Source organism: bacterium (genome assembly GCA_009926305.1).
GTDB lineage: Bacteria > Bdellovibrionota_C > UBA2361 > UBA2361 > RFPC01 > RFPC01.
In genome coordinates this window covers 1-14,370 of record RFPC01000063.1, presented here as the reverse complement: position 1 = coordinate 14,370, position 14,370 = coordinate 1, and the positions used below count along the sequence as shown (strand labels likewise).

Sequence of the window (14,370 nt, the reverse complement as noted above, 5' to 3'; positions counted from 1 at the left end):
GTTGGCTCTGGTTCTGGTGCTGGCTCAGGTGTTGGTTCTGGTGCTGGTGCAGGCTCAGGAGTTGGCTCTGGCTCTGGTACAGGGTTAGCGAGTTCATCACACAATTCGGCATAACGACGACGAAATCGTCGTCTCTTACACTTCTTGAGAGTGATGCGTTCTTGCTTTGTATAGTTCTGCCTGAGATACCTCCCCAACGGCGTTCTTCGATTTGCAATCTTAATGAGAGTAGCAATTTTGTCTACATCTCTTTTGCCTGATAAACGTCTCTCTAGTCGCTTAGACAGATTGTAAGCCGAGTAGGATGAATGGCGTTTGATTTTTGTGAACATGCTATTCATCTGCATACCCGTTACAGGTTTATCAATACTTGCTCTCGAAAAACTCTCCGCAAATACGCTCGGTATGAGCACGAAGAGCATTGCTGATAGCAGTAATAGATTCTTCTTATAGTGCATATGTTATATCTCCCCATCTTTTCTTTGGAAAAACCGTAGAGAAAATCTTCCCTGAACGGTCATTGACTATCATCGAGCAAGAGATATTCCACTTTTGAGAGGAGCTATTAATTGAAAGAGTGTTTTCTCAGTCACCTGTAACGCAGCATAGCGAGTCGTATTTGAAGGTTGATGTTACAAAAATGGAGGATTAGGTTCGCTATGTGAACAGAATTGTACGTTTGTTGCGATAAGATGTTTCGGAGTTTCTTAAGTGCCTCTTAATGTAATATGAACGAAAGAAGTCTAAAAACGTGTACATGACTTCTATCTCTTACATAATGCTCGAGACTGATTGCTCTCATAATGAAGAAGACTAGCTGTAGGCAAGATTCTCAGCATGCTTGTTGCTGCTACTGCCTTCTTTTTCACTCTTTTCTTAATAGGCTCTCTTTTCGTCAGCGGAGTGATTCCGCTTACCGTTGGACTGTTCTTGACGGCAATAGAGAATCTCTTCTCTCGATTCTCAAAAAGCGAGGTTGAGAAGAGGATGAATGAGAATCAAGGGAAGCTGATAGCTATCTCTATTCTGATACCAGTGTTTCGTGATTCTGAGGGACTAAGAAGAACTCTTCGTAGTATTCAGCATGTTAAAGCCAAAGCCAAAATAGCGAAACGGATTGCTATACGGGTTTTTGTAGGAATAGATGGTCAGTGCCCCGATTGCAGTGCCGTAGCGAAAGAATACCAAACAGAAATATTTGTAAATGATAACAATAGCGGGAAATGGCCTACTCTGCTCCAATTAATTGATAAGTCAAGAGATTCAGATTGGATTGCATTAGTCGATGCTGGAGTAGAATGGGATGAACAATTATTAGAGCGGTGTCAGGGCTCTTTAGAGAACAGAGCCGTAATAGGCGTTGCCCCTTCATATCGTGTAAGGGGGATTAAAGGCATATCACGCATCTCATGGTGGTATGAGGCCACACTAAAAAGTTTAGAAAATATGTTGGGTGGTCCGATCTCTGTTCATGGCGCCACCGTATTCTATCGGCGAGCAGAGCTCCTAAGTGTGCTCCGAGAGTTGAAGGGTGTAAACTGGCTGAATGATGACGTCGTAATACCGCTGATGTTGCGATCAAACTTCTCAGAGAAGCAAGTTATTTACCATCGTAGGGCATTCGTAAATGATAAGCTCTCGAGTGGAAGTGGAGAACGTGCACATATCAGACGTAACAGGATAGCCATTGGTAATTGTCAATGGATAAAGTTGCTGTTTCCGACTGTCTGGCGAAAAAACAAAGTAATTGCGCTCTTGGCGATGAGAAGAGTTGCTCGTTTATTTTGGGCCTGGTGGAGCCTATTTCTGGCTTTTGCTCTTGTTCCTTTGATTCTCCAGAATTTTAATCAGAGGAGCAACGCTGTACTCATAGGATATGTGAGTTTATTCTTCATATTTTTCCTTCTTACGAAAGTTCTCCATAGCGGCTTGAGGTTCAAGCCTATACTTGCTGCGGCGTCTGCTTCGTTCCGCAGCCCGTTTCTCTTCTTTTCAGTGGGCAATAAGCAGGAGGTTCGATGGGGATAAAATTATTGTTGCTGGGAGTGCTAAAAGCTCTCCATACAGAACGCTTATTGATTGCACTAACTGTTTCTCTCGGCTGGGGAGTATATTTAGCTCAATGTGAAATGGGAGAGCAGTTAAGTTCTGTCATGACGTATCTGTTTTGCTTAGGCAGCGGGTCAATTGCTCTATTCTTTTCGAACGATGGGAGTAAAAATGCTCCACTTTCGTTCTGGCCACAACCATGGAGCTTGTTGAGCGACTTTCTATTGATTTCTGTACTCGGACTCTTATCTTTCGTCATAGTGAATCAGGTTTGGAGTTGGCAGGCAGGGTATCAGATACATTACCACACTCAATCTCTCATCGTTGGTTCCTCAATCATTGGTGTTAGTGCGGGGATCATTAATCTATTGCTGGCTTGGGTGCTGAATACCCTAGGCTATCGTAAAACTATCATCTTCGACCTTACGGAGATGGAAGAGAAAGCATTGAGAGAAGAGGTGGCTGGTCTATCTGAGAAGTATCGTCCTAAGCTCTATAATCGGAAAAAGGCGACCTGGAATGGATGCTTGCCTCTGAGAGATGTGGATTTGTATGTAATCTCTCGGTCAACAATCACTGACTTCACGACCGAGAATGACCTGATAATGGCTCACGTACACGGTATTCCCATAGCTGACTTCTCTTCATTGATGGTAGGTCTACGAAAGCGGATTTCTGTGCCAGAAACTGGACAATGGTGCTTTTTGATGGATGCGAGGCGACAAACATTTGCTGTGCGATGTTATCGCGATATGAAAATGGTATTGGAGCCATTACTAGCATTTATCATTCTGGTAGTACTCACTCCTTTGTTTCTATGCTTAGCACTTCTTATCAAAGTGAGTAGTCGAGGTCCCGTCCTTTATAGGCAACTGCGACTGGGCTATCAAGGCACGTCGTTTTTTGTCCTGAAGTTGCGTACGATGAATGTCGATGCCGAGAGGGGCGGTCCCAGATGGGCACAGGAGAATGATGAGCGGATCACTCCTCTCGGAAGGTATTTACGACGTTTTCGTTTGGATGAACTGCCACAGCTTGTGAATATTATCAGAGGTGAGATGAGCTTCGTTGGTCCTCGTCCTGAGCGACCGGAGATTTACTCCAAACTCGAACCATTCATTCCACAATTCCGTCAACGAGTCTTAGTTCGTCCAGGAGTAACAGGGTGGGCGCAGGTGCAGTCTGGATATGCTGCATCTATTGAGGAATCGCATACAAAGTTAGAATATGATTTCTACTATATTCAAAATATGAGTCCGCTATTAGATCTTCACATCATCTTATTGACCATTTCTACCGCGATTTGTGGAGAGAAGGTGAAAAAACACTCTGAAAGGCCAATTTTGTGCGGAATCAACAAATTACCCACGTAATTTACATTCTCTCTGTCAGCAAGGAACACAATGCGCAGCACCGTAATCGTTGAGGAAGCCAAGAGCTCTCACTGGCCCATTTCTATTTGCTCCTTCATGTCAGCGATTGCTAGCCTACTGATTCCCATTTTGCTGGTGCGGATTCTTACCGCTGAGGAAGTTGGTCTCTACAAGCTATTCTTTTTATATGTCACCCTTGCGCCCGTATTTATAGGGGTTACCGGTCTTCAAAACGCATTGAGTTATTTCTCAGGAAACGAGGACGCGTGGCGATCTTCATTTCACATAATCGGTGCATTTATTCTCATAATTACTGGACTTTCATTAATTGTCTTTCTGACTTCTTCACATTTTCTCTCAACATTTGTTCATGCTGATCATCATTTTATTCGCTTATTTGGCATAGCGATATTTGGTAATGCGATCGGTAGCTTTTTAGAGGATGCTTTGATAGCTCGGGCAAAGGTATGGCAAGGAGCGCTATTTCAGGGGCTCTTTGATTTTGTACGTATTGCCGCAATGATATTAGCCGCCCTAGTAGTAGGAACACTATATGCGGTTCTGCTTGTTTATTCGGTTAGCTGCCTTCTGCGGGGAGTAGTAGGGCTCATGATCGGAATGAAGGAGCACTATTTCGGGCTCAGCGGAGGGTTATCTCAAGCGAAAAAAGTTGTAAAGTATGCTGTGCCGGTTTCCCTTGCATGGCTCTTTGGCATCTGTATTACGCATTTCGATCAACTGCTACTCTCGCAATTGATAACACCAAGAGAGTTTGCAGTTTATACCCTTGGCTGCTTAAGCGTTCCTCCACTGCTAATCCTTGAGCGGTCTGTCACTCGAATTCTCATACCAGAATTATCTCAATCATTTCATCAAGGAGATGAGCAAAGAGCATCGCGATTATTCTCAGATGCAATTGAGACCCTCGCTTTCTTTATTATTCCAAGTGCGTTGGTATTGATGATTTATTCTGAGCCAATTATTAGGATACTTTTCACTGAAGAGTATATGGAGTCATCTCACTTTTTATCATGGTTTGCATTCTCATATCTTTTTTTAATTTTCCCCTATGATTCGCTTGCTCGTGCTAGAGGTGATTCTCAGTGGATTCTTGGAACACTTGTGCGCTGTGCTCTCATCTCTATCCCGCTTTGCACAATCTTAACAATCTTATTTCAGGCAAGTGGTGCTCTTTTTGGTCTCCTTTCTTCGAGTATCGTGCTACGTCTTTTTTCATTTCATTACCTGTCTGAGTCTACGAAACTTCCCTTACTGGCCTATGTACCGTTGAAAGAATTGAAGCGTTATTTCCTGATAGCCACCTTGCTTTTGCCCTTTGTGTTCTTATCAAAGCATCTTTTTGCAAGCCCTGAGGAGTGGTTCCTAATAACGTCTCCAGCTTTCCTATGCACTTTTTGTATTTTTGCACGGCTTCGGAGCCATCCACTACAGCGAAAGGCGATTGAGCGAACGAGAAAGGATGATCAATCTCCTACCATTTTGACCGTACTGCAAAATCTTGACATGGGTGGAATAGAGAGGATGGCCCTGAGTTTGACGGATGGAATATCTCGAGAAGGGAACTATCGCGTAGAGGTATTAACATTTAATCAAGATCCAAAACGTATTGAGGAGGGCTTGCTTAGAAAGTTTGAGGATAGAAGTGTGGCGGTAAGTTTGTTTAGAAAGCGGCCAGGCTTCTCATTTACTTTCGTTAAGCGTCTAATTCAGCAAATAAGAGGTCATGAACATGTCCTATTACATGCGCATGAATTGGGTGGACTGTTGTACTGTGTGTTTGCAAAAGTATTACTTGGCGGAAGGATACCTATCATTTATACGCAACACTCCCTGATACATCTGCGTAGAAAATGGAGGTATCGTCTCTATGAGCGTTTATTTTCAGGGTTCGTTGAGCATACGGTGGCAGTATCTGATGAAGTTGCCGAAAAGTACCAAAAAGTGATTGGTCGAAATAATTTACTGAGTGTTATCCCGAACGGCGTCTCGTTTCCTGCTCGGAGCACACCGCACAGAATGAATGAGGTGATACAGGCTCAAGAGTTGCCTTTACCGATAAAGGAGCAGCTTTGCGAGCACAAGGGTGATGTTTGGGTATTATACCTTGCCAGATTTTTTCCAGAGAAAGGGCAGTTGGAAGCTCTAAATCTTTGGAGTGCTTTGCCCGCAGAGGTGCGTAGAAAGATAATCTTTCTATTTATCGGACCGGTCTCTGACAACAACTACTATCAGAGATTTCTCGTAAAAAGAGGAGAATGTCCGGATTCAAACAGATTAGTGGTAGGTGGTGCGTCTCGTGAACCGCAGGAGTTAATCCTTATGTCAGATATCTTTCTCTCTTGCTCTCTTTATGAAGGAATGCCTCTTGCTCCTCTGGAGGCGCTCGGTGCAGGTAGACCCACTGTCTTGAGCGATATTCCAGGGCATGAGACATTCCGCAAGTATGCGGAGATTATTCCTCTTCAGGACCTTACAACCTCAGCCAAAGCACTGACAGAAATTATTGAGCGAGTATCGCAAGATAATGAGCGCCTTCATCAAGAATCATGGCGTTTAACGCAGCCTCTTCGTGATGCGTTTAGTGCCAATGCAATGGTGTCCCGATACAGCCAGCTCTACAGAACAGTTCTGGAAAAATACTCAGTTCCGATGCAACACGAGCTGCGGTCTTCGGCCACCGTAACAAGTTAGTTTCGCGAGTATAGAGAAGAATATGCTTAGAGCCATACTAGAAATACTGCGATATCGTCCTCTGAAAGCTCTGGCCGAGACTCGTAGTGTCCTCTTATTCTTGAAGTCGCGAATTATTTTCAATCTGTTTTCAGTTCCCGGTGTACAATTCGCTCAAAAAGTCAAAGCGCAGCGTATTTCAAGCTTTGTTGCAGAACGACCGTTGGCAAAGATAATTGTGGGTGATGAGACCATAATTTATTACGACACCCAAATTGAGGCATATGGTGATAGTGAAGTCGTAATTGGTCATAATTCAGTCATAGGGGGTGCAAATATTATCTCTCGTGCAGGCATACAGATTGGTAATAGAACACTTCTGAGCTGGGGGATATTTATTCAGGACTTCGACCCTCATCCTACAGACAAGCAGAAGCGAGCAGAGCAAGTCCTGAGGATGACCTCTCGTTCGCGAAGTAATCTGCATGTCGAGGGAGAACATGGCTCAATTCATAAAAAAAACAATGCCTTTCCCAAGAAAAAAATCTCAATTGGAAGCGATGTCTGGATCGGTGCGAATGTTATTATCCTTAAGGGGGTAACAATTGGTGATGGAAGCGTTGTTGCAGCTGGCTCAGTCGTCACCTCTGGTACGTATCCTGAAAATGCTCTACTAGCTGGTAATCCCGCACGAGTATGTCGCGTCTTTCCTGACCATTCCATTGAGTCGAGTCTATCGCTGGGGGCGAGAAATGTGAATGACCATCTTCAGTCATGAGTTCTGTCATAGCTCTTAGAGCGCCAATATATTTCACTACCACCTAAGTTTTTTTTCTCAATTTCAGAGCGAAGTGCCCTGATAATAGCTTATGGAAAGACCGATCTATGACAAGGCGATACTTACAGCGAATGATGAACACCCAGGTAAGATTTGGCAAAAGGAAACAGCTGTTGCAAGAGACTTTTTATAGAGGCTTCTTCGTCATGCTCATTGTTTTTTTATCTTTCTCGATAATTGGCTGTTCCACCATGAATAGAGACCTCGATAGAGAGTCAAGTGAGCTAAAATACCTCAAAATACATGAAATGATGACAAATAGTAAAAGGAAGCGCGTAGATGCGCCGCAATGGCAGATGCGAAATGAAGGTGAAATTGCGCCTGGCTATAAGATCCGATTATATGAGCCATCAGATCCCAGCTTAGCTGGAGTTTTTCAGGTGAATGAAAAAGGAAAACTCCGACTGCCTTACGAAGTTGAGTTGTTTGTTGAGGGTTTACAGCAAGAGGAGCTTATTACCGTCTTAAACAAGCGCTTCCGAAAATTTTTAAGAAGACCAAATTTTGATGCAACCATCGAGGAAAAAGAAGTATTTGTAAATCTCAAGGGTTTAGTTGAAAAGCCAGGAACGTATTTAATTCCAAAAGATACCTCCCTAGATGAGATTCTGATGAATGCTGGGGGGTTACAAAATGCAACAGATCCAAAATCACGGGCACGGTATGTCAGGATAACCCAATTGGGTGCCCCTCGCTTAGTTAACCTGCAGGACTATTTTTCAGGTGAGCCAGGGATAATGCCAATCTGGCAGGGAGGAGAGACGTTGTTTTTTCAAAGTGAAGGGAGCGATACTATTGCAGCAGAGCGTGACTATATCCATGTGCTCGGCGAAGTGCTTTCTCCAGGAGCTTACCCATTTTCATCGAGGATGGATGTGCTCTCCTATTTAACCGATGCCGGAGGCCCTACTGATAGAGCCGACCTTAGTAGGATGACGCTGTTATCGCGGAACCAAGATGGATTAATGCAGTCACGAATCGACTTTGATGATGTGGGTAGTCTTCCAACTATTCAGCCTGGAGATACCCTAATTGTTCATTCTAGTAATCCCACCGAGCTGGAGCGAGGAAGCGGAGTCGCTGCCTCTTTAGCAGCGGTACTTTCCTCCATTGGGCTTATAGCAATTGGTCTATAGAGCGATTGAGCTTGGTAAAAACAACTGGGAGCAATTAAGACAGGTGGCACTGAAGAGATCCATTATCGAATTTAAGAGAGAAAAAATTAGCTATGTTCCTAATAAATAGTGCAATTCAAGCCTATCTTCATGAGTGTATGATGCAGCCACCATTTAAGCGAATGCTGTATCGTATTGTCAAAGCACAAGAACAGAGCGAGTTTCGGAGTCTAGCAATTATCTCTGATGAAAATGGCGAAGAGAAATCACTATTTGCATTAGCGTTTGGTATGAGCTACGCAGCATTTCTCAGAAGACGAGTGCTCTTTTTATCGTTTTGCCAGTCTCTTCCTGGAAGAAATGACTATCCTTTGGGGACTGTGCCTGTTCGGGACGAAATAGTTGGTGAACCAAATTCATGGCAGAAAACTGATTTTCAAGTGCTTTTCAATATGAATTCTATTTTGGCAAGGAATATTTCAAATCAAGAAAAAAGAAGCGGAGTCCTGCCAAGTACATATCCAGTTAGTACAGAGTTCCTCTTACGAGAGTTCCTGAAAGAGAAGGAAGATAAGTTTGATCTGATTGTTATTGACACTCAAGAGCTGAGTAGGTGTTCAGCTAAACACTCCGATCCCATTATTATCGCTGCACAAACAGATCGAACTATCTTTTTATTGAAGAAAGGTCAAATGCCAAAGCGCACTCAAACACGAATAACAGAGGCTTTTCAAAATGAGCAAATTAATAATCTCGGTGCCATAATCGTCGATATGAATGACGCGAATGAGAGTCATATCTAAGCAACGAATTGGCTAAGAGTTAAAGGGGAACGCGTACAATCATGCTCTATAGAGAAATAGAATTTAATGAAATTGTTGGTTATGTGCGGCGCAATTTATTTGGTGGGATTCTTTCCCTTGTAATTGGTGTTGAACTTGCTATAGCGGCCTCCTTGATATTACCAAAATGGTATAAATCAGATACTATTCTGGACATACAATCGCGATATTTTCGGAATCCATTAGTTAGCGAGCTGGTATCTGAAGTCACCGATCCCACGGAGCTCAAATCTCAGCGCTCTGCCTTAATACAGAGAGCCCTGGATCGAGATTTTTTGAATTATCTCGGCGAGAAATTTAATTTATTTGAAAGCATAGCTGGCACAAAAAAGAGGCGGATAGAACGGAAAGAGCTTCTCAAGAATATTGAGTACCACTCGCTTGGAGCGACGAGTTTTCGTCTATCAACGAAGGCAAAGAGTTCGGAGCAGGCCTTGAGGCTGACAGAGGAGGTATTAGAACAGGTGATGCATGTCATAGTTTCAGCTCGCTATGGTAGCTTACTAAGAGCACAGATAGCGATTCAGTCGCAAGTCGAATTCCTTGCGCAGACTTTACAAGATCTTGGACTAGTGCGAGAAGTCGGCCAGTTAAAGCGTCGGCTAAGCGTGGTGTCAGATCAGATTAAGCGATTAAGCGCTCGCTTCACCAAAGAACATCCCGAACTCATCGCCTTGAAGAAAGAATCACGGGAGATTTCAGAGCAAATTGAGCGTGGAGCACTCAAGTCAACTATTTTTGATCAAGATATCCAGGCAAGAGCATTCACACATTCGCAATCTGAAGCTCCGATACAAGATATTTATCATGAGCTGCTGAAAAAACTAAGTCATCTTGAAATAGTCCTTCGGATGGAGGAGTCTCGCGATGATGGTGGTGTCATGTATCTTTCTATTTTAAAGGAACCGAGTGAGCCAACGGAACCATTTTCTCCAGATCTGATAAGGCTCATTTTTCTAGGAGTACTTGGTGGTTCTGGTTTGGCAATTTTACAAGGATTATACTTCGAACGAAAACGAGCGCTTGAAGTCTGTACAGAAAAATTTCTTGAGGATTTCGGGGTTGCCAAACTTGGGCAGCTATCCGCTCTACCGTCAACCCAGCGCCTTGCGTTAATTAGCGGAAGTAATCCTCGCGCGCTCCCACCGCCAGATCAAGAGGAAGCGTAGTGTTATCGATTGCTCCTGTAGAGATATTTTCTCTGGTCATTAGCGCTGTACTAATACATTTTTCCCTACATACCAGTGGTCATATCATTACCATTATTCGACTTTTTCTCGGGCTATGTTTATGTCCGATACTTATAGCTCTCGGTTCGGGTTCGTACGTGCAATCTTTAGCTATCGGAGTTATGTCTACATGCAGTCTTGGATCCGCTGTAGCGTCAACGGCGACTCTCCTTAGTCTTATCCTACTGAGACCTTGGGAGTTGATCCCAGAGGGAGACTTTTGGGAGTTTCTGCCAATAATGTTTGCTGCTTTGGCCTTAAGTTCGTATGGAATTTGCTCGTTGCACAGAAAGACACCAGTTTTAGCGCTTGATGAGTTTACACTTACATTTTTTCTTCTGAATGGTTGGTTTTTGCTTTCCTCATCACTTTCTACTGCCTCAGAAGATTCGTTGCTCTACTTTTATCAACAGATGCCAATTACTGTCCTTGTTGTGCTTCTCATAACTACCACTGTCAGAACTCATCTTGATTTACGATTCGTTGAAAAGATCCTACTTGCTTCCATTGCAGGCACGATATTATGTCCTATGGTAGATCAACTGCTCTCGGGACATTTCAGCCTCCACAATCGTCTTTCCGGGGCTGGGATGTGGGGGAATGCCAATGATATTGCAGCTCTCATTATCCTGAGTTTTCCCTTTTTAATGAGTGTTAATCTGAGAAAACTCAGCCGAAAAGCCTATCTGCGAACGCTTATAGTTCGTATTACGATCTTTACTGTGCTCCTTTTTGCTTTGTGGTGGTGTCAATCACGTGGAGCGATACTGGGTTTCACTGCAACTCTTCTGACTTTCTTTTGGCTAGTGGGTAATGGAATAGGGCGGCGGAAGTTTTTTCTAGGTGTAATCATTGTGCTCGCAGCCATTTTTCTTCTCTCATATTTACAACGTGACTATGCCGAGATGAAGACATCTAAGTCGGCCCGATGGAACTATGCTATTGCCGGCATAAGAATGGCAGTCGAGCGCCCGTTTACAGGCGTGGGAATGAGTCAATATCCCAAACTATATGAACAATATACGCCAGCCTTTGAGGAATGGGGAGAGAGAACTGCCCATTCCAGTTGGATTCTTGCGTTAGCGGAAACTGGATTTATCGGTATAGGTTTGTTTTTTTTGCTTTATCTCATTGTCATCGTCAATGCATGGCAACTCAGAAAGTGTTTTCCAAGTCTGATCGCTGGCGCACTTGGCTATGGTGTTGTCATGACGTTTCTTTCACATACATATCAGCTATTACCATATCTGCTCGGTAGTTATGTTATGGTTTGCCACCGGGTCAAGGGAACGACAAATCCAGTTTTGGACCAAACTCCTTCTGAATCTGATTCTGACTCTGGTCATAGGAGATACTAGTTTTGTTTAGGAGACTGAAAGGCACTTGGTAAAACGTTTCTCCTGCAAAGCAAAGTAAAAGATGCGAATAGAACGACCGCTAATTTCTGTCATTATCCCCCTGTATAATAAGGTCTCTACTATTGAACGGGCCCTGAGTTCCGTCTTCTCTCAAGAGACACCTCCCATGGAGGTGATTGTGGTGGATGACGGTTCTACTGATGATTCACAGGAGTTAGTCCTTGCGCTTCAGAGACGATACAGAGATGCCCCCCCACTGAAACTCATATCGCAGCAAAATCAAGGGCCAGGAGCAGCAAGAAACGTAGGAGTTCGTGAAGCTTGTGGAACACATGTTGCGTTTCTGGATGCTGATGACGAGTGGATGCCAGGCTTTCTAAAAAAAATCGAGCAACAATTTAAACGCTATGCCACATCTGGGGCGAAAGCTGCATGCGTCGGCTACATTGAGTCCCCGGCTGGCATGGATATGATGCACTTGTGGAGGAAACGAGGCATAGAGCAGGGAGTATTTGAACTCTCATCTCAATCATCGCTATCAGTAGCTCTAGCCCGTATCGCTTATCTCTCATCTTGGTCGACGGTCGCGAATCGAGATACTGTGCTTGCTTTAGAGGGATTCTTTGATAAAGAACGAGCGCTCTACGGTGAGGATACCTTTCTCTGGTTAAAGCTATTACTGAACCATCCCGTGATTTTTTCTCTAGAACCATACGTGATTTATCACAGAGAAAGTTCTGAATTAACAAGGAATTTGAAAGGACCAAGACCAGTAGAACCCTTCTTGAGGTATCCCGAGCTTATTATAAGTAGGACACCAAGCGACAAGCATGAGCTTGCGCTTCGTGTGCTTAGAGCAAGAGCGCTCAAAACGGCGATGGTGCTGATGCTATTTGGTAAAATTCGACAAGCTTTTAATATTTTAGAGACTGTCGGTCCAATCAATGGCTTTGAGTTCCCAAGGCTTCTCGGTGCCCTTTATCGGGCCAGCTTTCCACATGATTTCAGGGAGAGGATTAGAGATTTAATCGTCAGGATGGCCTCCTTTAGAGGAGGAACGAGTGAAGCTGCTTAGTAGGTCTGTCGACAAGTCACACCATTGTCATATGTCTAATGATGAAATACCAAAAGGGAGCAAGCAATATGAAGCGGGACACCGTCTTTATTCTTTACTTCGAGGGGTAACCCTCCCGCCAAGTATTTTGATGTATCATCAGATATCAAGTGGCACTAGAGCGAAAAAATTTAATCCGCATCTTGGATTACAGGTCGATGTGGATTCCTTTCGAGACCAGATGCGTCTTTTAAGTAGAACTCATCAGTGTCTTTCACTCTCTCGTTTCTCTGACCTTCTAAAGGAAAGACGACTTCCTGCAAACAGTGTCACAGTAACCTTTGATGATGGTTATAGGGACGGATTGACACTTGCGCTACCGATACTCGAGAGATTTCAGATCCCAGCCACAATTTTTGTAACTACAGGCTTTCTTGATCATCGTGCTCCAGTTTGGTGGCGAGAGCTGGAGGCGATTATTCAGAATTCAAATCAGCTTGATTTCAGTTGGGAAAACCAATCGTATAGATATTCCCTACAGTCTATCTCGCAACGCGATGATTGTTTTGCAGCCCTGACAACTCTATTTGAGAGACTATCACCTCAAAAAATATGCCGATTACTGAAGATAATTCAGCAGTCAGTGAGCAGGCGAGACCAGGCTGATGTAGAAATGCTTTCATGGAGTGATGTCGAGGCCCTTTCGAGCCATCCGCTTATAACCATTGGTGCCCATACAGTGAATCATCCCGCACTGAGTTTCCAGACAGATGAACTTGCAATGCGGGAATTAGCTCAGTCACGGGAGGAACTTTCGGACAAAACGAAGAGTGCAATTCAGCATTTTGCCTACCCCTTTGGTAGCACTGCGCATGTATCTCCGAGAGAGATCAAACTCGCCAGAGAAATTGGTTTTTCTACCGCATGTATAACTTACTTTGGTCATGCCTCACATGCTTTTTTCTCTTATCCGCATGCGCTGCCAAGAATTAACATCGACTGGGATGACACGTTATTCTCATTTGCCAGAAAGCTTACAGGTATTGACGCTCTCATATACTCGAAAGTGAAAAAGAGAAAATATCCGCACTTTCTTTCTGATCGATGCCCTCAGATAGACGTAGTTCCTTCCGAATTGGCTAGAAGCAGATGCAATTTCTCGTCAGGCAATGTGTAGAAAGTCTTTACGGTCGCTACTCCCATCCAGAGGTTCTCTGATGAGTGTCATAAATAAAGTTATGACAAAGAGATATACCTATTTTGGTGTGACAACTATTGCGGTTGATCGCACTGATTTACTAATTCCGAAAAGGAGAATTGCATGAGATATTCAAAGTCGAAAATGATGGAAGGAATCATCATAGCCCTGATTTTAGGGTTAAATCCCACGTTCCTCTTGGCTGAAGAAGAGATCGTTGATGATCAAGGCACTGAGAGCGTTCAGAGCGCCGTAGAAACGGTCGAAGGTACTCGTGCTCGCATAGCAGATGACACTTTTGATAATCAGAAAGTTGCTGCGGAGGTTAGAACTGTGTTGTCGTCTGTAGTGTCGAGTGCACTAGATGGAGATATGGCGGGCTATCTGAAATACCTGACAACATCGGATCGAGATCGATTTAAGGAACAAGAATCGGTCACGCAAATTCAGCCAGTCAGTGAGACATGGATGAAGGACTGGGAGGCTCAGTATCAAAAGAATTTAAAAGATACGCTTCGTCAAGTGGCTTCTATGCCACTGAAAGTAAATTCGACTGGAGTCAAAACCGCACAAGCAGTTCTTGACTCTGCCGATGGGCGCCTCGCTTTCAATCTAGATCGGGG

The 14,370-nt window shown here is 43.8% G+C and carries 11 protein-coding genes and 1 pseudogene; 11 read left to right on the top strand and 1 reads right to left on the bottom strand.

Going from position 1 to position 14,370, the window contains the following annotated elements; genetic code table 11:
* Nucleotides 1-83 (bottom strand): annotated as a pseudogene (locus tag EBR25_09990) (DNA-binding protein).
* Between the two features lie 754 nt (nt 84-837).
* Between EBR25_09990 and EBR25_09985 the strand changes: the two are divergent.
* From EBR25_09985 to EBR25_09935, 11 genes are all read left to right on the top strand, one after another.
* On the top strand, nt 838-2,028 hold the full coding sequence (locus EBR25_09985) for a glycosyltransferase (protein ID NBW41311.1): 1,191 nt from the start codon (nt 838-840) through the stop codon (nt 2,026-2,028).
* Nucleotides 2,019-3,422, top strand: coding sequence for a sugar transferase (locus EBR25_09980; protein ID NBW41310.1), 1,404 nt, complete (start codon nt 2,019-2,021; stop codon nt 3,420-3,422). The genes EBR25_09985 and EBR25_09980 overlap by 10 nt, the downstream gene beginning before the upstream one ends.
* Nucleotides 3,423-3,452: 30 nt before the next feature.
* The gene (locus EBR25_09975) at nt 3,453-6,134 is read left to right on the top strand and encodes a glycosyltransferase (protein ID NBW41309.1); all 2,682 of its coding nucleotides are present in this window, start codon (nt 3,453-3,455) and stop codon (nt 6,132-6,134) included.
* Nucleotides 6,135-6,156: 22 nt separating this feature from the next.
* Nucleotides 6,157-6,891 carry an acyltransferase gene (locus EBR25_09970; protein ID NBW41308.1) on the top strand — a complete coding sequence of 245 codons (735 nt, stop codon included), beginning with the start codon at nt 6,157-6,159 and terminating at the stop codon, nt 6,889-6,891.
* A 107-nt stretch (nt 6,892-6,998) separates the two neighbouring features.
* On the top strand, nt 6,999-8,087 hold the full coding sequence (locus EBR25_09965) for a hypothetical protein (GenBank protein ID NBW41307.1): 1,089 nt from the start codon (nt 6,999-7,001) through the stop codon (nt 8,085-8,087).
* A gap of 92 nt (nt 8,088-8,179) precedes the next feature.
* The gene (locus tag EBR25_09960) at nt 8,180-8,869 is read left to right on the top strand and encodes a hypothetical protein (protein NBW41306.1); all 690 of its coding nucleotides are present in this window, start codon (nt 8,180-8,182) and stop codon (nt 8,867-8,869) included.
* Nucleotides 8,870-8,910: 41 nt separating this feature from the next.
* On the top strand, nt 8,911-10,077 hold the full coding sequence (locus tag EBR25_09955) for a hypothetical protein (protein NBW41305.1): 1,167 nt from the start codon (nt 8,911-8,913) through the stop codon (nt 10,075-10,077).
* Nucleotides 10,077-11,495, top strand: coding sequence for a hypothetical protein (locus EBR25_09950; GenBank protein NBW41304.1), 1,419 nt, complete (start codon nt 10,077-10,079; stop codon nt 11,493-11,495). Before EBR25_09955 ends, EBR25_09950 begins: the two co-directional genes overlap by 1 nt.
* A 61-nt stretch (nt 11,496-11,556) precedes the next feature.
* Nucleotides 11,557-12,570, top strand: a complete 1,014-nt coding sequence (locus EBR25_09945) for a glycosyltransferase (GenBank protein ID NBW41303.1) — start codon at nt 11,557-11,559, stop codon at nt 12,568-12,570.
* Between the two features lie 31 nt (nt 12,571-12,601).
* The gene (locus EBR25_09940) at nt 12,602-13,726 is read left to right on the top strand and encodes a hypothetical protein (GenBank protein NBW41302.1); all 1,125 of its coding nucleotides are present in this window, start codon (nt 12,602-12,604) and stop codon (nt 13,724-13,726) included.
* 144 nt (nt 13,727-13,870) lie between these two features.
* On the top strand, nt 13,871-14,370 hold a 500-nt coding region (locus tag EBR25_09935), incomplete at its 3' end, for a hypothetical protein (GenBank protein NBW41301.1).